This window comes from Streptomyces sp. V3I7, from assembly GCF_030817495.1.
In the GTDB taxonomy this organism is placed as follows: Bacteria; Actinomycetota; Actinomycetes; order Streptomycetales; family Streptomycetaceae; genus Streptomyces.
In genome coordinates this window covers 5,541,153-5,561,774 of record NZ_JAUSZK010000001.1, presented here as the reverse complement: position 1 = coordinate 5,561,774, position 20,622 = coordinate 5,541,153, and the positions used below count along the sequence as shown (strand labels likewise).

At 71.5% G+C, this 20,622-nt stretch carries 19 protein-coding genes and 2 pseudogenes; 7 read left to right on the top strand and 14 right to left on the bottom strand.

Annotated features, from left to right (window positions below; translation table 11 throughout):
* The first annotated feature begins 92 nt into the window (after positions 1-92).
* The 4 genes from QFZ74_RS25835 to QFZ74_RS25820 all read left to right on the top strand — a co-directional run bounded on the left by QFZ74_RS25835 (position 93) and on the right by QFZ74_RS25820 (position 3,652).
* Positions 93-1,202 (top strand): ADP-ribosylglycohydrolase family protein, encoded by a 1,110-nt coding sequence (locus QFZ74_RS25835; RefSeq protein WP_307623228.1) that lies wholly within the window; start codon positions 93-95, stop codon positions 1,200-1,202.
* Positions 1,203-1,277: 75 nt separating this feature from the next.
* Positions 1,278-1,769: an NUDIX hydrolase gene (locus QFZ74_RS25830; RefSeq protein ID WP_307623227.1), complete on the top strand. Its 492-nt coding sequence runs from the start codon at positions 1,278-1,280 to the stop codon at positions 1,767-1,769.
* A 353-nt stretch (positions 1,770-2,122) separates the two neighbouring features.
* Complete coding sequence (gene gntA, locus QFZ74_RS25825; RefSeq protein ID WP_307623226.1) at positions 2,123-2,806, top strand: guanitoxin biosynthesis heme-dependent pre-guanitoxin N-hydroxylase GntA; 684 nt, start codon at positions 2,123-2,125, stop codon at positions 2,804-2,806.
* A 111-nt stretch (positions 2,807-2,917) separates the two neighbouring features.
* Positions 2,918-3,652: a Sir2 family NAD-dependent protein deacetylase gene (locus tag QFZ74_RS25820; protein ID WP_307623225.1), complete on the top strand. Its 735-nt coding sequence runs from the start codon at positions 2,918-2,920 to the stop codon at positions 3,650-3,652.
* A gap of 54 nt (positions 3,653-3,706) precedes the next feature.
* On the opposite strand, the gene QFZ74_RS25815 is transcribed toward QFZ74_RS25820, so the two are convergent.
* From QFZ74_RS25815 to QFZ74_RS25805, 3 genes are all read right to left on the bottom strand, one after another.
* Complete coding sequence (locus QFZ74_RS25815) at positions 3,707-4,483, bottom strand: hypothetical protein (protein WP_307623224.1); 777 nt, start codon at positions 4,481-4,483, stop codon at positions 3,707-3,709.
* 104 nt (positions 4,484-4,587) lie between these two features.
* Positions 4,588-5,076, bottom strand: a complete 489-nt coding sequence (locus QFZ74_RS25810; RefSeq protein WP_307623223.1) for a methylated-DNA--[protein]-cysteine S-methyltransferase — start codon at positions 5,074-5,076, stop codon at positions 4,588-4,590.
* Between the two features lie 103 nt (positions 5,077-5,179).
* Positions 5,180-6,697 carry an AlkA N-terminal domain-containing protein gene (locus tag QFZ74_RS25805; RefSeq protein ID WP_307623221.1) on the bottom strand — a complete coding sequence of 506 codons (1,518 nt, stop codon included), beginning with the start codon at positions 6,695-6,697 and terminating at the stop codon, positions 5,180-5,182.
* A gap of 312 nt (positions 6,698-7,009) precedes the next feature.
* On the opposite strand from QFZ74_RS25805, the gene QFZ74_RS25800 reads away from it, so the two are divergent.
* On the top strand, positions 7,010-8,635 hold the full coding sequence (locus QFZ74_RS25800; protein WP_307624276.1) for a transposase: 1,626 nt from the start codon (positions 7,010-7,012) through the stop codon (positions 8,633-8,635).
* A 15-nt stretch (positions 8,636-8,650) separates the two neighbouring features.
* On the opposite strand, the gene QFZ74_RS25795 is transcribed toward QFZ74_RS25800, so the two are convergent.
* From QFZ74_RS25795 to QFZ74_RS25770, 6 genes and pseudogenes are all read right to left on the bottom strand, one after another.
* Positions 8,651-9,259, bottom strand: coding sequence for a GPP34 family phosphoprotein (locus QFZ74_RS25795; protein ID WP_307623220.1), 609 nt, complete (start codon positions 9,257-9,259; stop codon positions 8,651-8,653).
* Positions 9,260-9,359: 100 nt separating this feature from the next.
* Complete coding sequence (locus QFZ74_RS25790; RefSeq protein ID WP_307623219.1) at positions 9,360-9,473, bottom strand: LPFR motif small protein; 114 nt, start codon at positions 9,471-9,473, stop codon at positions 9,360-9,362.
* A gap of 85 nt (positions 9,474-9,558) precedes the next feature.
* A complete protein-coding gene (locus QFZ74_RS30490) occupies positions 9,559-10,659 on the bottom strand; it encodes a Type 1 glutamine amidotransferase-like domain-containing protein (protein ID WP_373462435.1) in 1,101 nt (366 codons plus the stop codon).
* A 304-nt stretch (positions 10,660-10,963) separates the two neighbouring features.
* Positions 10,964-12,103: a DNA polymerase III subunit beta gene (dnaN, locus tag QFZ74_RS25780; protein ID WP_307623218.1), complete on the bottom strand. Its 1,140-nt coding sequence runs from the start codon at positions 12,101-12,103 to the stop codon at positions 10,964-10,966.
* Between the two features lie 70 nt (positions 12,104-12,173).
* A pseudogene (locus QFZ74_RS25775) lies at positions 12,174-12,569 on the bottom strand (SDR family oxidoreductase); the annotation flags it as partial.
* Between the two features lie 80 nt (positions 12,570-12,649).
* Entirely contained in the window at positions 12,650-12,859 is a 210-nt protein-coding gene (locus QFZ74_RS25770; RefSeq protein WP_307623216.1) for a LuxR C-terminal-related transcriptional regulator, read from the bottom strand.
* A 120-nt stretch (positions 12,860-12,979) separates the two neighbouring features.
* Between QFZ74_RS25770 and QFZ74_RS25765 the strand changes: the two are divergent.
* Positions 12,980-13,336: pseudogene (locus tag QFZ74_RS25765) on the top strand (IS701 family transposase); the annotation flags it as partial.
* A gap of 102 nt (positions 13,337-13,438) precedes the next feature.
* Here the strand turns inward: QFZ74_RS25765 and QFZ74_RS25760 are convergent.
* The 4 genes from QFZ74_RS25760 to QFZ74_RS25745 form a co-directional block, all read right to left on the bottom strand.
* On the bottom strand, positions 13,439-13,948 hold the full coding sequence (locus tag QFZ74_RS25760) for an O-acetyl-ADP-ribose deacetylase (protein ID WP_307623215.1): 510 nt from the start codon (positions 13,946-13,948) through the stop codon (positions 13,439-13,441).
* Positions 13,945-15,363 carry an NAD(P)/FAD-dependent oxidoreductase gene (locus QFZ74_RS25755; RefSeq protein ID WP_307623214.1) on the bottom strand — a complete coding sequence of 473 codons (1,419 nt, stop codon included), beginning with the start codon at positions 15,361-15,363 and terminating at the stop codon, positions 13,945-13,947. The genes QFZ74_RS25760 and QFZ74_RS25755 overlap by 4 nt, the downstream gene beginning before the upstream one ends.
* A gap of 102 nt (positions 15,364-15,465) precedes the next feature.
* On the bottom strand, positions 15,466-16,311 hold the full coding sequence (locus QFZ74_RS25750) for an inositol monophosphatase family protein (RefSeq protein WP_307623213.1): 846 nt from the start codon (positions 16,309-16,311) through the stop codon (positions 15,466-15,468).
* A gap of 102 nt (positions 16,312-16,413) precedes the next feature.
* Complete coding sequence (locus QFZ74_RS25745) at positions 16,414-18,312, bottom strand: gamma-glutamyltransferase family protein (protein WP_307623212.1); 1,899 nt, start codon at positions 18,310-18,312, stop codon at positions 16,414-16,416.
* 279 nt (positions 18,313-18,591) lie between these two features.
* On the opposite strand from QFZ74_RS25745, the gene QFZ74_RS25740 reads away from it, so the two are divergent.
* A complete protein-coding gene (locus QFZ74_RS25740; RefSeq protein ID WP_307623211.1) occupies positions 18,592-19,266 on the top strand; it encodes a hypothetical protein in 675 nt (224 codons plus the stop codon).
* Positions 19,267-19,287: 21 nt separating this feature from the next.
* On the opposite strand, the gene QFZ74_RS25735 is transcribed toward QFZ74_RS25740, so the two are convergent.
* Positions 19,288-20,622: a hypothetical protein gene (locus tag QFZ74_RS25735; protein WP_307623210.1), complete on the bottom strand. Its 1,335-nt coding sequence runs from the start codon at positions 20,620-20,622 to the stop codon at positions 19,288-19,290.

Here is a 20,622-nt window from a genome sequence, read left to right as displayed (position 1 = left end):
GCCCCGGCCAACCCCGCCCGAATCCCCGGTGACCTGGCAGAACAACCCGTACGCCGATGACGCACCGCCCCGGAAACGGGTAGGCGGAGGGCATGACCCCTGTGGACCCCGAGCCAGAGCCGGAGCCGGAGCCGAAGCCGAAGCCGAAGCCCGAACTCGCCGACCGCATCCTCGGGGGCTGGCTCGGCCGCATAGCCGGCAACATGCTCGGCAAGCCGGTCGAGCAGGGCGACCTGTGGACGCGCGACCGCATCGACCGCTACCTCCGGCTGGCCGACGCGCTCCCGCTCACCGACTACCTCCCCGAGCCCACCGACCCGGCCGACGCCGCGGTGCTGCGCCCCGAGTGGCGCGCCTGCGTCCGCGGCCGCGTCCACGGCAGCTGCCGCGACGACGACGTCGACTACGCGATCCTCGGCCTGCACCTGCTGGAGACCCGCGGCTTCGGCTTCAGCACCGAGCAGGTCGGCGATCTGTGGCTGCTCACACTGCCGTACCGCCAGACCTTCACGGCCGAGCGCGCGGCCTACCGCAACCTCGCCAACGGCCTCAGGCCCCCGCTCACGGCGACGTACGACAACCCGTACCAGGAGTGGATCGGCGCCCTCATCCGCGCCGACGTCTACGGCTGGACCTGCCCGGACGATCCGCGCCACGCCGCCTCCCTGGCCCGCCGCGACGCCGTCCTGTCGCACTCCGGCAACGGCGTGTACGGCGCGATGTGGGCGGCCGCGCTGATCTCGGCGGCGTTCACGGCGCCGACCGTGCGGGAGGCCGTCGAGACCGCGCTCATGGTGATCCCGGCGAGCAGCCGCCTGGCCCGTACCATCCGCCGCGTCGTCTCGCTCCACGAGGCCCGCCTGGGCTGGGCGGAGACGCTCGGCACGCTGGCCGAGGAGACGTCGGGCCTGGGCTGGATCCACACGGTCCCGAACGCGGCCGTCCTGACCGCCGGGCTCCTCTACGGCGACGGCGACTTCACCCGCACCATCGCCCTCACCGTCCGTGGCGGCCTGGACACCGACTCCAACGGCGCGACGGCGGGCTCGGTCGCCGGCGTCCAGACCGGCGCGGCCGCGATCCCGCCCCAGTGGACGGACCCGCTTCAGGACACGGTCCGCAGCGCGGTGTTCGGCTTCGACGGCGTACGGATCACCGACCTCGCCGACCGCACCCTACGGCTGGCGGAGTCCGGGCGCTGACCGGCACCGCCCGGTCCGGCCACCCGGACTCGCTATGGGACCTACGGGACCTACGGGACTCGTTACGCTGCCGCCATGACCGCTCAGGACTTCGCCACGTACATCGCCGGCCTCCCCCGGGTCCTCGCCGGTGCCGCCGCCCTGTTCCGGGACGCCGAGGGGCGGGTGCTGCTCGTCGAGCCCAACTACCGTGAGGGCTGGGCGCTTCCGGGCGGCACCGTCGAGTCCGACGACGGCGAGACCCCGCGCCAGGGCGCCCGCCGGGAGACGGCCGAGGAGATCGGCCTCGACCGGGCGCTCGGCCGCCTCCTCGCGGTCGACTGGGTGCACGGAACGGCGCGGCCGCCGCTGGTGGCGTACCTGTACGACGGCGGGGTCCTCGGCGAGGACGACCTCAAGGCGATCCGCCTCCAGGAGGAGGAGCTGCTGTCCTGGCGCCTCGTCCCGCGCGCGGAGCTCACCGCCCACCTGCCGGGCGCGCTGGGCCGCCGCGTGCTGGCCGCGCTGGACGTCCTGGACGGGGGCGCGGGGACGGCCGAGCTGGAGAACGGTCACCGGGTGGCCTGATCCGCACGGCCGAGCAGCCCGCCCGACCAGCCGCCCGAGCAGCCCGGACGGCGGCGCTCCGCCGGTGGTCATCCCCCTGACAGAATGCCTGCCTGACCGCCCTGCCGGCGCCGTGCGCAGCGGAAACGGAGGGCCGGATTTCGCCGATCGGCCCCTCACCGCGACAATCTCCAAGGCGCTTCTCCCCACCCCGCGGCGCAACCCCGCCCTGCCCGCCTGCGAGCCGGTCGCTCGGTCGCTCCAGGTGGCGGGCGGACCTGTCCGCGGGTCCCGGGGCGGGGGCCGCGACACGTGTGCAGGAACCAGGAACCGATCTCCCTCGACGAGGGACGCAACGGGAAGGAGGGCCGGCCATGACCGCGGACGCGCGTGGTGAGGTCGAGAAGTTCATTCTGGGAGACAGGTTCTCCTGTCTGGCGGGCCGCTCCGCCTGGCGCCAGGGCGGGATCACGCACCGCCACTACGCCCGGATGGGCAGCGACGAGTCGGCCCGGCGGCTGGCCCAGGACCTCGAGGCGTACGTGCGGTCGACGGACTGGGACGGCCGGGCGTTCACCAGCTTCATCGCGACCTTCGAAGGCCCGCGCGGCGTGGACGAGCTGGAGTTCGAGCGGCTGCTGTGGCAGCAGCTCCAGCTGCTGCACGAGTACGACGCCGAGACCCACCGCTGGGCCGAGGGCTACTCCTGCGATGCCCAGTCCGGCGAGTTCGCGTTCAGTGTCGCGGAGCATCCGTTCTTCGTGATCGGCCTGCACGAGACGCATGTACGGCTCGGCCGGCGGCCTCCGTTCCCGATGCTGGCGTTCAACTCCCACCGGCAGTTCGACCGGATCAAGGGCGCCGGGATGTGGGACCGGCTGGCGGAGAAGATACGCAAGCAGGACATCAAGCTGCAGGGCGACATCAACCCCAACCTGCTGGAGTACGGGCAGCTCTCCGAGGCCCGCCGCTACTCCGGCCGCCGCAAGCCCGCCGACTGGCAGTGCCCCTTCAGCGCACGCGAGGCGGATCGCGAACTGAGCGCGACGCACGGCTGAACCGACCGGCGCCGCTGAGCAGCGCGCCGGCACGGGTCACTGGCGGTGCCCCTGAGGGTCAGGAGAGTACTGGCAGGGAGTCATGTCCGTGCGTGCACCTACGCTGGGCCTATGAACAGGCCCCTCGTCGCCATTCTCAGTGGTGCCGGTATCTCCACCGACTCGGGGATCCCCGACTACCGCGGCCCCAACGGGCTGTGGCGGCGGGATCCCGAGGCCGAGAAGCTCGTGACGTACGAGTACTACATGGGCGATCCGGAGATCCGGCGGCGGTCGTGGCAGATGCGGCGCAAGAACAGGACCCTGAAGGCCGAGCCCAACGCCGCGCACCGGGCCGTTGCCGAACTGGAGCGGTCGGGGATGCCCGTGCGGGTGATCACGCAGAACGTGGACGGGCTGCACCAGCTCGCGGGGATGCCGGCCCGCAAGGTACTGGAGCTGCATGGCAGCGCCCGCGGCGTCGTCTGCACGCGGTGCCATGCGCGTGGGCCCATGGAGGAGGCCATCGCCCGGGTCGAGGCCGGTGAGGACGACCCGCTGTGCCTGGAGTGTGGCGGCATCCTCAAGTCGGCGACCGTCATGTTCGGCCAGAAGCTGGACCCCGTCGTCCTCGGCGAGGCCCTCGCCCTCACCAAGGCCTGCACGGTCTTCATCGCCGTCGGCAGCAGCCTCCAGGTCCAACCCGCCGCCGGACTCGCAGGGATCGCCGCCGACAACGGCGCCCGCCTCCTCATCGTCAACGCGGAGCCGACCCCGTACGACGACCTCGCCGACGAGGTGATCCGCGAACCCATCGGCACGGCGCTGCCCGAGCTGCTCAGCCGACTGAGGGCGGAAGAAGCCTGACCCGGCCCGACCTCCGCCCGCGTCAGCCGAGGATGCGGCGCTTCTTCTCTCGGTTCAGTACATGTACCGCACGAGTCCCTCCACCTCACGCGCGACCGTGAGACAGCTGTCCACGAAGTCGCGTGCCGCGCGGGGTGTCACGTCCTGGGCGCCGTGCACGGCGCGGTTGCGGAGTTGGCGCAACCGGCCGTAGACGGCGACGGCGCTGGGTGACAGCCCCATGGAGACCAACGCCGTCTCGGTCTCCGCCGGACGCGACGTCCCCATGAAGGGGTTCCGCAAGCTCAGCACCTCGCTGCACAGGGCGTCGAGCGCGTCCCACGCGGTCACCACGGCTCCGGCGGGCGACGTGTCGACCATGTCCCTGGCGTTCTGCAACTCGTGCCGCCAGGAACCCGGTTGGCGCCCGCCGTCGGTGGCCGCCCCCACCACCGTGGGGACGGGCGCGGGCGGCTGGACGGGCGGAGGAATGCCGTAGCCGGGCCCGGTCGCCGTCGGCTCCGTCCCGCCCCGCGGCACGGCAGCCCCTTGGTCGGCGAGCGGCGGCGGGGAGCCGTAGACGGGCTCGTCCACGTCCTCCTCGGCCGGCTGCTGCGCTTGAGGCTGATACGGCGGTACGGGGAGAAGACCGGCGTCGGCGGACCACTCCGCCTGGTTCAGTACGTCCCGCGCCTCGGCGGCGAACTCGATCGCGCCCGCCGGTGTCTCCACCCGCGTCATCCGGGCGAAGGCGGCTCTCAAGTGGTCCCGCTGGAACCAGACCAGGGCGACGGTCACCACGGGCCAGACAAGGGCTTGGACGTACTTGAGAACAAGCTCGGCGATCTGCACCCACCCATGGTGACCTCTGCGAACGGCCGCGGACGTCACAACCGGGATCTGTGACTGAGGCGCAACATGAGCGGATGAGCGGACGGTCGCGCGACCAGGACGGCTCAGAAAAGCGCCGTCCCCCTCTCGAAGTCCAGCAGGCGCTGCTTGCGGTCCAGTCCGCCGCCGTACCCGGTGAGGCTGCCGTTCGCCCCGATGACGCGATGGCAGGGCACGATGATGCCGATGGGGTTCTTGCCGTTGGCCATGCCGACGGCCCGGGAGGCGGCGGGATTGCCGAGGGCGTCGGCGAGTTCACCGTACGAACGGGTCTCGCCGTAGGGGATGCGGGACAGCTGTTCCCAGACCGTGCGCTGGAACGGGGTTCCGTTCAGGCGCAGTTCGAGGGTGAACTCCTTCAGCTCGCCCTCGAAGTAGGCGGCCAGCTGTTCCTCCGCCTCGCCGAAGGCGTAGAGCGTGGCATCAGGTTCGCCGAAGCTCTCCTCCGTCGGGCGGTGGCGCTGGTCGGTCATGTAGAGGCCGCACAGGGCGCCGTCGTCGGCGACGAGGGTGAGGGGGCCGTAGGGACTGTCGATGACGGTGTGCTGTTTCACGGGTGTTCGCCGGCTTTCCTTGCGTGGTGTGAGGTGCGAGGCCGATCCGCATTCGCATTCGCATTCGCATTCGCCGAGGCGACGTGGCGGATCGTGGATCGCCTTACACCGGGAGGAAGTTGATCGGGTGGCTGTCCGTCGCCCACAGGTACTGGACGGCGTACGCCCGCCACGGCCGCCAGGCCGACGCGCGTGCCGTGAGCGCGGCCGGGGTGGAGGGCAGGCCCAACTCCTGGGCGGCGCGCCGGATTCCGAGGTCGGTGGGGAGGAAGGCGTCGGGGTCGCCGAGGGCCCGCATGGCGATGACGTCGACGGTCCAGGGTCCGAAGCCGGGCAGTGCGAGGAGGCGGGCGCGGGCTTCCGCCCAGTCGCTCTCGACGCCCAAGTGGAGTGTGCCGTCGGCTAGTTGCCGTACGAGTGTGGTGAAGGTGGCCCGGCGGGTGCGCGGCATCGCCAGCGACTCGGGGTCGAGGGCGGCGAGCGCCTCGGGGGTCGGGAAGAGGTGGGTGAGGCCGCCCTCGGGGTCGTCCACGGGGGTGCCGTACGCGGTGACCAGGCGGGCGGCGTGGGTGCGGGCGGCGGCCGTGGAGACCTGCTGGCCGAGCACCGCACGGATCGCGAACTCGGCCTCGTCGACCGTGCGCGGCACGCGACGGCCCGGGGCCTTGTCGATCAGCGGCGCGAGGAGCGGGTCCGCGCGCAGCTCGTCGTCGACCGCGACGGGGTCGGCGTCGAGGTCCAGCATGCGCCGGCAGCGGCTGATCGCCACCGTGAGGTCGCGCAGGTTGCTGAGGGTGAGACGGCAGGCGACGTGGTCGGGCTTCGGGGTCAGCGCGACGATCCCGTGCCCGTACGGCAGCCGGAGCGTGCGCCGGTACGCACCGTCCCGCCACTCCTCCACGCCGGGTACGGCGGTCGCCGCGAGGTGGCCGAAGAGGTTGTCGGGGTTGAGTGGGGCGCGGAAGGGGAGCCGCAGGGACAGAGTGCTGAGGGTGCTGCTCGACGGGTTCCGGGTCTGACCGCCTCCGTCGGGTCCGGTGCCCCTCCCCCGCGCGCGGGCGCGCAGCTCGCTCGGGCTGAGGGCGAAGACCTCGCGCAGGGTGTCGTTGAAGGTGCGGATCGAGGAGAAGCCGGCCGCGAAGGCGATCTCCGCCATGGGCAGCGGTGTGGTCTCGACCAGGATCCGGGCGGTCTGGGCGCGCTGGGCGCGGGCGAGCGCGAGGGGGCCGGCGCCCAGCTCGGCGAGGAGCTGGCGTTCGACCTGCCGGGTGCTGTAGCCGAGGCGGCCCGCGAGCCCGGGCACGCCGTCGCGGTCCACCACTCCGTCGGCGATCAGCCGCATCGCGCGGGCGACCAGGTCGGCGCGCTGGTTCCACTCCGGGGAGCCGGGGCTGGTGTCGGGCCGACAGCGCTTGCAGGCCCGGAACCCGGCCTGCTGGCACGCCGCCGCGCTCGGCTGGAACGTCATGTTCTCGGCCTTGGGCGGCACGACGGGGCAGCTGGGCCGGCAGTAGATCCGGGTGGTCAGGACGGCCGTGTAGAACCACCCGTCGAACCGCGCGTCCTTGGACCGGACGGCCCGCAGACAGCGCTCCCGGTCGAGGTACATCCCTTTCTGCATGGCTCCAGCATCGGCCAGTGGCGGCCGCGGCGCTGGCGAAAATCCGACACGTAGGTCGCAGGGCTGCGCTCGGACGCCTCGCTGCCAGCGGGGCCCGGTCAGGGGGGTTCCCGTCGTTCAGGGTTGTGAGCTGCTGCGATGTAACCGTGCACAAGTGCGTTCTGGTGTGGGGGAGCGAGTGCCCGGGCCCGGTGCGTGTCTCTCCTGGCCTGTGGAACGGGGGTTTGTCTGTCGAATGGGTGACCTTTGCGGGTGGTGGTCGTTGGGTGGGGTGGCGGGTTGTTTGGGGGCGGGTGGGGAGGGTGGTTGCCGGTGGGCGGGCTGCGGGAGCTGGCGGCGCCGTTCGTGGTGCCCGGCCCTTCCGGTGTTGCGGTCCGTGACCGGCTCAAGCACCTGAGCGCGGGGGACGAGGAGGTGCTGCGGCTGGTCGGCGACCATCTCGGTGGGCTTGCCTCCCGCGATCTGAAGGCCCGGTGTGCGGCCGGGCCGGACCACGACAGCGATGCGTGGGCGGAGCGCAAGCGTGTGCTTACCGGGGAGTCGTCGTCGCGGTGGGCGGGTTCGATCACGAAGGCCACGCACGATCAGTGGGCTCTGGCCCGGCGTGCCCAGCTCGCGCACATGCAGGGGCTGGAGGCGGGGGTGCGCACGATCGAGCACCGGCTGTCCCTGCCGCTCGGACAGAAGGGCGGCAAGCGGACGCCGGGCGGCTACCGTTCCCGGCGGGAGTGGTTCGCCAAGTCCCGCCGCCTGCACGCCCTCCAGGACCGGCTGCGGGCGGCGCGCGCCGACTGGCGGGCCGGTGTCGTGCACGTGGTGCGCGGCGGGAAACGGCTGCTGCACACCCGCCACCACCTCGATGCGGCAGACCTCACGGAGCCGCGGTGGCGAGAGCGGTGGGAGGCCGCGCGCCGGTTCCTGGCCGCGGACGGCGAGTCGGGGAAGCGGTACGGCAACGAGACCATCCGCGTCACCCCGGACGGTGAGGTGAGCCTGAAACTCCCCGCACCGCTCGCCCACCTGGCGAACGCCCCGCACGGCCGGTACGTGCTGGCCGCGCGGGTGGCGTTCGCGCACCGGGGCGAGCAGTGGCGCGACCGCGTGAGCGCGAACCGGGCCGTGGCCTACCGCATCCACGAGGACGTCGACCGCTCCCGCTGGTACCTCACCGCCTCCTGGACGATCCCGCCCGTTCAGACGGTTCCCCTCGGGGCCGCCCGTGCCAGGGGGCTGATCGGCGTGGACACCAACGCCGATCACCTCGCCGCCTGGCGCCTGGACACCCACGGCAACCCGGTCGGCCGGCCGCTCCGGTTCGGCTATGACCTGACGGGCACCGCCGCCCACCGCGACGCCCAGGTCCGCCACGCCCTGATCCGGCTGCTGCACTGGGCCAAACGCCACCATCTCGCGATCGCGGTCGAGGACCTGGACTTCACCGCGGACAAGACCCGCGAGAAGCACGGCAGGCGCAAGAAGTTCCGCCACCTCATCTCCGGCCTGCCCGTGGCAAGGCTGCGCGCCCGGCTGGTCAGCATGGCGGCCGAACTCGGCATCCCCCTGATCGCCGTCGACCCCGCCTACACCTCCCGGTGGGGCGCCCAGCACTGGCAGAAACCCCTCACCGGCAAGAACAGGAAACCCAGCCGTCACGATGCCGCGAGCATCGCGATCGGCAGGCGCGCCCTGGGATACCCGATCCGGCGACGGACGACACCGCCCCGTACCCACCAGAGCGATGGGTACGGGCATCGGACCGTCCAGGCCGGAGCAGGCACCCCGGGGCGTGAGGGGCCCCGCCCCCGCATTCCCGGACCACGCACACGATGCGTGCAGCCGGACGCGGCGAGAACGCGGGCGACCAGGACACCCAAAACCGTTCGGGATGTCCGCAGTGACCAGGTATGGGTCCAAGACTCACTCCTGCTCACTGAATAGGAACGGTTCCCGTCGTCACTCCCCCCGCCACACGTTGTCGAACGCCGCCTGCTCGATGCCACGACGCTGGCGCACGGCCTCCAGCTCCATCACCGCGTCGTGGACTGCGGCCACGACGGTCACCGCGGTCTCGCCGGGCAGCTCCGCGTCGAAGCCCTCGACCGGCTCGTCACGGATGCCGATGGCGGCCCCCAACCGGGCCAGGACGGGCTCGCCGGACGCCCAGCGCTCGGCCGCGCGCCGGCGGTCCGGCGAGTCGGCCAGGACCCGGTGGGAACTCCGCAACGGAAGCCAGCCGCGGCGCTGCCGGGTGACCTGGCCCTCCGCTTCCAGTACGGCGAGATAGGCGGCGGCCAGCCCACGCCCCCGTCGCCACAGCCAGTCCTCGACGGACTCGTACGGCGCCTGCCGCACGAGCGACGACGCGGCCGCGTCCAGCAGCCGGTCGCCGCTCGGCGCATGCAGCCGGGGCATGATGCGGTCGCCGTCCAGGTCGGCCGCCTCGGCGTCGATGAGATCGACCAGCTCGGCTCCCGCGAGCACGAGGGACAGTTCCCCCTGCTCGACGGGACGCTCGGGAGCAGCGTCCAGGGTGGCGATCACGAGGTCGCGCGGTGTGGTCATGTGGGGCTCCACGACAGGGCGGGCACCGACCGGCGATTTGCATCCATTTGCATGCGTTCGTACACATCACCACCATGGGCCGCTGAGGGCCCGAGCGGCGTCAGCGGCGCGACGCTCCGCCGAACAGCCGGCCGATCGCCCTGAAGGGCAGGGACACCACGTCGGCGACGGTGCTGCCGACGGTGTGGAACACATCGCCGATGGCACGGAACATGAGAGTTTCCTCCATCCGTTTCGTTTCGTCCGTTTCCTTGCGCCTTCTCTGCGCCGGACCCCACGAGTACCCGGGGAGACGACGGTCACGCGCCGACCGCGGCGGGCGGGAGCGGGACGTTTCGGGCGATGTTCGGCGGGGACTCGGTGACCGTCGAGGGGGAAGACGTAGAACCGGAGACGCGAACGGTCCGGTCCCATGTGCTCGATGCGAAGGAAGATGATCCGCCGTGACCGCGGAAGCCAAGAAGACGACCACTACCCCCCAGCCGCCCGAGACCGGCTGGGCGACGGCGCACCGTGTGCGCGGACAGGGCATACGCACCTGCGTGCGCGCCACGCTCGACGGCGACGCGGGACGCGAGCGCTGGGGAGAGCGGGGGACGACGATCGTACGAGGCGAGGACTGACCCACCGTCAGCCGGGCCGCCGGTCCGCGGAGGAGGTGGGCCGCTGTGCTGCCCCGGCGAGCAGACGGCACGGCACGGCTGTTCCGCGACTCGGCCGCCCTCGTCCGTGTCCTCGCCCGGCTCGACCCGGTAGAGGCGGGCCTGAGTCGTACGCGTCACCGCGCCCGTCAGACGACCGTCCGTGAAGAGGGCGCCGACGCCGTCCTCCACGGCCCAGCCGGCCGGAAGCGCACGGGTTGCCACGGCCGCCTGGTAGGACGAGCGGCGCCCCGGCTCGCTGTCGTAGTGGGGGCAGACCGAGCCGGCCAACAGCCCCAACCCGTCGGAGAGACGGGTCAGCGGCCCGAAGGAGTCGGTGTGCGAGCCCTCGGCCCAGCAGTTGACGCCGGCGCTGATGCCGCACAACAGGGTTCCACGGTCGAACGCCTCGTGCAGCAGTCGGTCCACACCGTGTGCGCGCCACACGGCCAGCAGGTTCACGGTGTTGCCGCCACCTACATAGATGACGTCCTGCGAGAGCAGGAACGTGCGCAGAGCGTCGTCATCGAGTTCCCGCCGGAACAGGTGCAGGATGCCGGGTTCGCAGGAACGGGGCCGGAACGCGGCGAGGAAGCGGTCGACGTAGGCGGGGGCGTCGCCGCTGGCTGTGGGAACGAAGCACACCTTGGGCCGAGGCGCACGCACCTGACCAAGTACCCAGTCGTCCAGCAGGCCGTCGTCGCCGGTGGAGAAGCCGCCTCCCAGCAAGGCGAGTCGATGTTCCAGAGCAACAGCCACGGGTACCTCCGCAGTTCACGGTTTCACCCTCCACCCCTGCCCTGACCGCGCGTGCTATGAACTGCCAATGACGCTGAACATCGCACGAGCCGACCGCGCACACCTGCTCGAGGCCGCGCGGCAGATGGAGGCCGACCGTCTGCTGGCGTTGCAGCCCGGCGTTGAGCGTTGGAGGTCAAAGTGACGGTACGACTGCTGATGACCCGGCCCACCGTCCGGCAACTGGCAGCAGAGGCCGATCTCCTGCGCAACTGACAGCGCGGACGCGACAGCGCGGGGACCGTACAGTCCAGGTCCGCACCGTTCAGTTGGTGCGCAGTGGCATGAAAAGGTAGCGGTAGCTCGGGTCGTGCTCGCCCTCCGGCTCCTGCAGGGCGGTGAAGACGGCAGGCTTGCTGACCGTGGTGTAACTGAACTCCACGAACGGGGCGTTGATCGCTGCGAGGCCCTCGAGGAGGAAGCCCGGGTTGGCGGCCAGGCAGATCTCCTCGCCGTCGAAGACCGCGGTGACAGCCTCCTTGCCGCGGGCCTCGACGGCGTTGCCCGCGTCGAGCACGATCCTGCCCTCGGAGAGCGTCATCCGCATCGGTGCCTGTCGCTCCACCACGAGCGACACACGCTTGGCAGCCTCCAGCAGCGGCGCGCGTTCGATGACGGCGCTTCCTGTGTACTCACTCGGGAAGATCGTGTGGTACTTGACGAACGAGCCGTCGATGAGCCGGGTGGTGGCCTGGCGCGGTCCGGCCTCGAAGCCGATGATCCCAGCGCTCGACTCGTTCTCGGTGGCGGTGAGGGCGATGGTGACCTGATCGCCCTTGGTGAGCGAACGGGCGATATCGTGCAGGGCCTTGGCCGGCACCAGCACGTGTGTGTTGAGCTCGGTGTCCGGGTCGGCGGAACGCCAGGGGATGTCCCGCACCGCCAGGCGGTAGCGGTCGGTGGACACCATGCGCAGCGTGGAGTTGGTGATCTCGAGCCGGATACCCGTCAGGATCGGCAGGGTCTCGTCGCGGCCTGCGGCAACCGCCACCTGGCCGACGGCCTCAGCGAACAGCGCGCCATCGACGGAGCCTTGCGTCTTCGGCATCTCCGGCAGTTTCGGGTAGTCGTCCAACGGCAGGGCCGGCAGGCCGAACTGGGAGGCGCCACACAGCAGGACCGCCTCCGCGTCGTCGGCCGAAATCTCGACCGGCAGGTTGGGAAGCGACTTGGACACCTCGGACAGGAGCCGTCCGGAGACGACGACGGAACCCGGTTCCAGCACCTCCGCCTCCACCTCGAACTTGGCGGAGGTCTCGTAGTCGAATCCCGAAGCGGTGAGGACGTTGTTCGTGGCTGTCAGGAGCAGACCGGAGAGGGCGGGCATGGTCGGCCGCGAGGGTACGACATGAGCGGCCCAGGCCACCGCTTCGGCCAGGGCGCTGCGATCGAGGCGAATCTTCAACAGACAGCTGCTTTCTCAATCTTGACACAATGGGAGCATTTCAGATACAAGGACACAAAGGCAGGAAGGGTCAGAGGTGGCGAAGCGCTCCGCCGTCGACGGGAACCATCAATCCGGTGAGATACGAAGCCGCCGGAGAGAGAAGGAAAGCCGCCACCTTGCCGAATTCCTCCGGACGGCCATAACGGCGCAATGGGATGGCTCCGCAGTTCCGGGTTCGCGCGGCATCCGCGTTCCCGGTCAGGGAATCGAGTTCGGCAACTCGCTCCGTATCGATCTGCGAAGGCAGGAGGCCGAAGACCCGGATTCCCCGGGGCCCCAGTTCGTCCGCGAGCGCCTTCGCGGTCATGGCGAGGCCGGGGCGCAGTCCATTGGACAGTGCGAGCCCGGCGACCGGCTGACGTACGGTGCCCGACAGAACGAGACCCAGGGCGTCACCCTCCCCCATGGCGCTCGCCGCCACGAAGACCAAGATCCATGCCGACATCCTCTCAGTCCGCCAAGCGATCTGCAGCCTCAAAAAGGTTATTTTTCAAGTCACTTGACCTAGGAGTCCCGGTAGAGAAGCCGCATTTTGTGCACGAGGTAGCCGCCGTGCGAACGGTTTCGCGCTCCGATGCGTTTCATGATCTCGGCTAGGTGCCGCTGATAGGTGCGCAGGGAGATACCGAGACGCTTCGAAATAACCTTGTCTTCATGGCCTTCGACGAGCAGTCGCAGCAGCGCCAGTTTGAGGTCGTCCGAGACCGTCGCCACATGGTCTCGGCTGTACGACACCGGGAACGGAATGGCCTGCGACCACGCGCGCTCGAACGCGGCCACGAGAAAGTCGATGACGCTCGGGTCGCGCACCAGCACGGCACCGGTCTGCTGGCCTCGGGCGGGCAAGGCGCGCACGGCGAGCGGATCTACGACTGGGCCCGCGTGGCGATCCGCCCCTGCTGGGAAGACGGGTTCGGGCACTGGGTCCTGGCCCGCCGCAGCATCAGCGACCCCACCGAGATCGCCTACTACGTCTGCTACGGACCGGCCACCTCCCGGCTGAAAGACCTGGCCAAGGTCGCCGCCGCGAGGTGGGCGGTGGAGGAGTGCTTCCAGACCGCGAAGGGCGAGTGCGGCCTGGACCACTACCAGGTCCGGCTCTACCGCGCCTGGTACCGGCACATCACGTTGGCCATGGCCGCCCTCGCCTACCTCACCGCCACCCGGTCGGAGGTAGGCAGCCAGCGTTAGGAACACGGTAAAGGCCGGCGCCCCTGCTTGGGATGCCGGCCTTTAATGAACTCGTCCGACAGGGGAGTCAGGCCCAATGGGTCAATCTCACCGTGGTTTCCGTTAGCCGAGTTGCCGGACGAACGCCTCGTACGCCCGGTCATCGAAGAGCACGAACCTCACCTCTTCAACGGCGGTCGGCGTGTTCCGCACCGTCTCGACGGCGATGCGAGCCGCGTCGTCCATCGGCCACCGGAACACGCCGGTGGAGATCGCCGGGAACGCGACTGTGCGGGCGCCCAGTTCGTCGGCCACGCGGAGCGACTCGCGGTAGCAGGAGGCCAGTTGCTCCGAGCGGTCCTCGGTGGACGACCAGACCGGGCCGACCGTGTGGATGACCCAGGTCGCGTCCAGGTCGCCGGCCGTTGTGGCGACTGCCTGGCCGGTGGGGAGGCCCTTGCCGTAGTGGGAGGCGCGGAGGGCTCGGCAGGCTTCGAGGATGGCCGGGCCGCCTCCGCGATGGATGGCGCCGTCGACGCCTCCACCGCCGTAGAGGGAGGAGTTGGCCGCGTTGACGATCGCATCGGCGCTCTGCTGGGTGATGTCGCCCTGGACCAGCCTGATGGTGGTCATCTCTGCCTCGTCTGTCTCAGTCTTCGCCATACCGCCTTCGCCGCGTTGTGGCCCGACATGCCGTGCACGCCGGGGCCCGGTGGGGTGGCTGCCGAGCAGATGAAGACGGCGGGGTGCGGGGTGGTGTACGGGGACAGGGACAGTTTGGGGCGCAGCAGGGTCTGGAGGCCGGAGACCGCGCCGGTGCCGATGTCGCCGCCGACGTAGTTGGCGTTGTGGGCGGCGAGCTGGGGCGGGCCCGCGGTGGCGCGGGCGAGGACGCGGTCGCGGAAGCCGGGGGCGAAGCGCTCCAGTTGGCGCTCGATGGCGTCCGTGAGGTCGCCGGTCCAGCCGCTCGGCACATGGGCGTACGCCCAGAAGACCTGTTTGCCCTCGGGCGCCCGGGTGGGGTCGGCGATGCTGGGCTGCACGGTGATGAGGAACGGCGGCTCGGGCACCCGGCCCTCGCGGGACACAGCGTGCAGGGCGGCGCCGATCTCCTTGCTGTCCGCGCCGATCTGTACGGTGCCGGCGGTGCGCGCCTCCGGCGCCGTCCAGGGCACCGGGCCGTCGAGGGCGTAGTCGATCTTGAAGACGCCGGGGCCGTAGCGGTAGTCGGCGTAGTAGTTGCCGAGGTCGGCGATGCGGGCGAGGGCGGTGGGCGAGGTGTCGAAGACGTACGCGCGCGCGGGCGGCAGGTCGTCCAGGCGTTTGACCTGGTAGTCGGTGTGGATCGTGCCGCCGAGGTCCTCGAGGTAGGCGGCGAGGGCGTCGGAGATCGACTGGGAGCCGCCTCGGGCCACCGGCCAGCCGCGCGCGTGCGCCGCCAGGGCGAAGACCAAGCCGATCGCGCCGGTGGCGATGCCGTTGAGTGGGGCCATGACATGGGCGACGAGGCCGGCGAACAGCGTACGGGCCCGCTCGTCGTGGAAGCGGCGCATCAGCCAGGTGGAAGGCGGGAGGCCGGTCAGGCCGAAGCGGGCGAGGGTGACCGGGTCCCGCGGGAGGGCGCTGAGCGGCAGGGACATGAAGTCGCGGGCCAGGGTGTCCCACCGGGCGAGGAACGGCGCGACGAGCCTGCGGTACGCCCCCGCGTCACGTGGCCCGAAGGAGGCGGCCGTCTCCGCGACGGACCGGGCCAGCACGGCGGCTGTGCCGTCCGGGAAGGGGTGCGCCATGGGCAGGTCGGCGTGCAACCACCGCAGTCCGTACCGTTCGAGGGGCATGGCCCGGAACGCCGGCGAGTTGATGCCGAGGGGGTGGGCCGCCGAGCACGGGTCGTGCCGGAAGCCGGGCAGCGTGAGCTCCTCGGTGCGGGCTCCGCCGCCGATCGTGTCGCGGGCCTCGAAGAGGGCGACGGAGAAGCCGCGGCGGGCCAGCTCCACGGCAGCGGTGAGTCCGTTCGGCCCCGCTCCCACCACGACGGCATCCAGCATCGACGGCACCTTCGGACTCCTTTGTCAGCCGGTGGCCACTCGGGGGCAGCATATGCCGGGGTGCTGACGGCCGACCCGGCGTGGAGCGGATCGGCCGCGTGCTCAGTCCCCCTTGTTCAGCAGCTCCACCACCCGGCGGGCCGTCGCCTCGTCCCGAGCGGCCGTGAACGGAAGGGCGTTGCCGCCCGTGATACGGAACGGCTCGCCGGTGAGCGTGCGGTGGGCGCCGCCCGCCTCCTCCACCAGGAGCAGGCCGGCCGCATGGTCCCAGGCGGCTTCCCAGGAGAAGGCGGTCGCGTCCAACTCACCCCGGGCGATGGCGAGATACTCCAGCCCCGCGGATCCGCAGAAGCGCGGGGCGGCGCCGTCGGTGCGCAGGCCGAGCAGTGCGTGCTTCTGCTCGTCCGTCGTGTAGTCCGGGTGGGACGTGGCGATCCGCAGGTCCTCGCCGGGGGCGGGCGAACCCGCTACGAGGCGTTCGCCGTTGAGATACGCGCCCTGGCCCCGTACGGCGGTGGCGAGTTGGTCGCGCACCGGCGCGTACGTCCAGGAGGCGAGCGGGACGCCCCGGTGGGCGAGCGTGACCAGCGTGCAGAAGCCGGGGTTGCCGTGCACGAACTGCCGTGTGCCGTCGACCGGATCGACGATCCACACGGGCGCGTCGCCGTGAATCGCGTCGTACGTCGCGGGGTTGGCGTGCACCCCCTCCTCGCCGACCACGACGGAGCCGGGCAGCAGTTCGCCCAGCTTCTTCGTCAGGTACTGCTCCGCCAGGCGGTCGGCGTCCGTCACCAGGTCGTGCGGGCCGCTCTTCCGGTCCACCTCGTGCTCGGCGAGGCGGCGGAAGCGGGGCAGGATCTCGGCGGCGGCGGCTTCGCGCATCGCCGCTTCGACGTCGGCCGAGTGCTGGGTGAGAAACTCCTCGATGGTTTCCGTTTCTTCGATCATGTCTCCATGAGAGCACGCGCCACTGACAATCCCCACCCGGCCCATGTACACCGCGTGGAATCGGGGTGAACAGCGGGTATCGGAGGCCGCCGGTACGGCCGGTCAGCGCCCCACCGCATACCCCTGCATCCCCCGAGGGTTCGCCGCCGCCGACAGGATGCCGGTCTCGGGGTCCCGGGCCACCGCGCACATGCGGCCCTCGGACCAGCCGAAGCCGACCGTGACGTCATGGCCGCGGTGACGGAGCTCCTCGACGACCTCGGGGTCCATGCGGGACTCGACGGTGACGCTGCCCGGGTGCCGGCCGCGGGGGTAGAAGGAGCTGGGAAAGCTGTCGTTGTGCCAGTTCGGGGCGTCGATGGCGCCCTGGAGGTCGAGGCCGCCGCGGACCGGCTCACGCAGGGCGACGGCGAGGAAGAAGTGCACCTGCCACTGGTCCTGCTGGTCGCCGCCGGGCGTACCGAACGCCATCACCGGGATCCCGTCACGCAGGGCGATCGACGGGGTGAGGGTGGTGCGGGGGCGGCGTCCGGGGGTGAGGGAGTTGGGCAGGCCCTCCTCCAGCCAGGCCATCTGGAGCCGGGTGCCGAGCGGGAAGCCCAGCTCGGGCACGACCGGGTTGGACTGGAGCCAGCCGCCGCTGGGCGTGGCCGCGATCATGTTGCCCCAGCGGTCGACGACGTCCAGGTGGCAGGTGTCGCCCCGGGTGGCGCCGTCGGCGCCGACCTCGGCCTCCCCGGACAGCCCGGCTCGCTCCCCAGGCACCCCGGCCCGCCCGCCGGACACCTCGGCCCGCTCCCCGGACAGCCTCGCCACCGTCGGCTCGCCGACGCCCATGGGGTTGAAGCCGTCGGAGGCCGCCGGGTTGCAGCCGGAGTCCTCGCCGGGCAGCACGCGCGCGTGGGCGGGCAGCCGCGGGACGCGCCCACCGGGGCTGCCGGGGCGCAGCTCGTAGGAGGCCTTGGTGCCGATGAGGGCCCGCCGTGCCGCGTTGTACGGCTCGGCGAGCAGGTCGGCGAGGGGGACGTCGGCCGCGTCCCCGTACCAGGCCTCGCGGTCGGCCATGGCGAGCTTGCAGCCCTCGACGAGCAGGTGGACGTACTCGGCGGAGCCGTGGGCGGGCAGCTCGGGCGGCAGCAGGGCGAGCTGCTGGAGGAAGGCGGGGCCCTGGCTCCAGGGGCCGGCCTTACACACGGTCCAGCCGTTCCAGTCGTACGTCGCCGGAGTCTCGTACGACGCGGACCAGCCGGCCAGGTCCGCCTCGCTCAGCGTGCCGGTGTGCCGCTCGCCGCTGGTGTCCATGGTGGGGCGCCGGGACTGCCGGACCAGGGCCTCGGCGATGAAGCCGGAGCGCCACACCTCCCGCGCGGCTTCGATCTGCGCCTCCCGGTCGCCCGCGTCCTCGGTCTCGGCGAGGAGCCGCTTCCAGGTGGCGGCGAGGGCGGGGTTGCGGAGGAGCCGGCCGGGCCGGGGCGGCTCGCCGTCCGGCAGGTACACCTCCGCCGACGAGGTCCACTCGGTCTCGAACAGCTCCCGTACGCTCTCGACGGTCAGCCCGACGTTCTCCACGGGCGCGTGCCCGTGCTCGGCGTACCCGATGGCGTACTTCAGGACGTCGGCGAGGGGCTTCGTTCCGTGGTCGCGCAGGAGCAGCATCCAGGCGTCGAAGGCGCCAGGCACGGCGGCGGCGAGGGGGCCGGTGCCGGGGACGAGGTCCAGGCCGAGGCCGCGGTAGTGAGCGACGGTGGCCCCGGCCGGCGCCACGCCCTGGCCGCACAGCACGCGTACGTCGCCGCCCGCGGGGGCGAGCAGGATCGGGACCTCACCGGCGGGGCCGTTGAGGTGCGGTTCGACGACGTGCAGGACGAACGCGCCCGCGACGGCGGCGTCATAGGCGTTGCCGCCGTCCTCCAGCACGGCCATCGCGGACTGCGAGGCCAGCCAGTGCGTCGAGGACACCATGCCGAACGTGCCCTGGAGGGTGGGCCGGGTCGTGAACACGCGGGCTCCTCACTGCGCGGCAGCTGATCTTGTGATCGTACGCACGCCGCTTCGGGTTCCGGTACCCCTTGTCACCCCGCCGGTACCCGTCGTCAGCCCCGGCGGAGCTCGCGGACGGCCCCGGTTCCGTCCGAAGCGCACGTTTTTCAACAACACTCCACCATCACGGCACAGTTACCCGACGATTTGGCACTTCCGTCCCACAGCAAGTCATGTGAGACTGGCGTCCCGTCCGTCGCGCGCGCCCCCCGTGCGCCCACCCCCCACGAGAAGTGCGCCGTGCGTGATTTCCCTCTGCCGCTCGCTCTCACCGCGCGTCTGTCGCCGGTCGTCGTGCTCGCCGCGGCCGGCTGGGCGCTGACGTCCGGGCCGTCCGCGGCGCCCGCCGCCGAGCACGAGCCGGACCAGGCGACGGCCTCCCAGCCCGCCTCCGGCGCGTCGGCGTCGGCGCCGGCCGCGAAGAAGACGTACGCGTCGGCCCCCTCCCCGTGCGCCAGTGTGCCCGCGGCCATGCTCAAGTCGCTCGTGCCGGGCGCCAAGACGGCCGGCAGGGAGATCCCGTCGACGGACTCCAAGCGGCGCCGCACCTGCTCCTGGAACGCGCTCGACGGCTACGACTACCGCTGGCTGGACGTCTCCTTCGAGATCTCGGTCTCGGACCAGGCGGCGCGGACGGAGTACCACAAGCGCGTCAAGGAGAAGAGCGGCGGCGGGGACGTGCCGGATGTCGGTGACGCCGGGTACTCGGTGGTGAACCTGACCACCGAGGACAAGCAGGAGACGCGCGAGGGCACCGTGATGATCCAGGACGCCAACGCCCTGGTGATCGTCACCTACAACGGCAGCGACTTCGAGACGAAGAAGGCGCCCGCCACGGACGAGATCAACAAGGGCGCCATCAAGGCCGCCAAGCAGGCCGCGGCCGCGCTGGAGAGCGGTCGGCACAAGGACTGACCGCCTCCTCCGTCCGGTACTTCAGGCCGCGGCCCCGGTGTCCCAGCCGACGGACCCCACGATGCTCGGCGGCGCCGCCTGAGGTGCCACGGCCTCGCGCGCGGGCACGTCGTAACGCACCGCGCAGGCGCTCACCCGGCCGCCCATGACCAGCGGGCCGAACACTCCGCGCGTGGTGATGCGGGAGTACGTACCGCTGTCGCAGTCGAGGACGTCCGCCTGGATCCCGGTGCTGTGGACGGCCTCCTGCACGATCCAGGTGCCGGCCTTCCGCGCGCGGGCGATGGTCTCCTCCCACTCGGCCGGGGAGGTCCGCCAGCCGAGGTGGACGTCGAAGTTCTGGTCGCCGTCGGAGCGCTTGACGACGAAGTCCTCCCGCCGCTTCAGCAGCAGGTCGGTGAGGGCGAGCGTCTCGCCCTCGTAGGTGACGGTGTCCTCGCGGATGCTGCGCGACCAGGGGATGTGGGTGCGGACCAGCTCGCGGTCCTCGTCGGTCATCCACTCCTGACCGGTCGACAGCAGCGCGAAGAGCTGCTTGTTGGCGGCCTGGTAGGAGCTCTGCGGCGACAGGACGACGGCGCCGCTGCGCTTGATGGCGAGCAGCGGGCGGGGGTCCTTGCCCGCGTCGATCCACTCCTGCGGGACCACGCGCTCCAGGACGAGGGGGAACTCGCCGCGCCGACTGTCGGCGGAGCCGAGGAACTCGTCCGTCTCGAAGTATTCCGCCTCGATCCCGCCCTTGCGCATGGATTCGAGTTCGACCTCGTAGTACCGGCGGCTCGCGATGCCGATGTCCCCGAGGTTGCCGACGAGTGCCACGCGCGCGTCCAGGCCGAGGTCGTCGAGCACGCCGCGCAGGAAGTCGTTGCGCATCTTCAGCGGGTCGGCGAGGACCAGCCGGCCGAGCGTGTCCTCGGGGAGCAGTTGCCGCCACAGGTCGTTGACGAGATGACCGAAGGTCTGCGCGCCGGTGGCCGAGCAGAAGTTGAACTCCAGGAACTTCCAGCCGGAGTCGGTGAGCACCACGTCCGGGCGTCCGATGCCCGTGGCGTATCTGCTCTCGAACTCCTCGTCGCCGTAGAAGTCCGTCAGGCGTTCGTCGAGGCCGAGGGCGCGGTGCCGGGTCAGGCATTCGGCGCCGAGGCTGCGTACGGCGCGGCGCAGCAGGTCGGCGAGGGCTTCGGTGGCGTCGGTGAGTTGGGTGCCGAGCGTGGCCGGGAGGACGATGGGGCCCGCGGGGGCGGTCCGCCCGAAGAAGAAGTCGCGGAAACCGCGGAACTGGTGGTCGAGGGCGTTGAGCACGAGGCGGGGGTCGGTCGCGGAGAGGGCGGGCGCGGCCGTCGGCTGGTGGTCCAT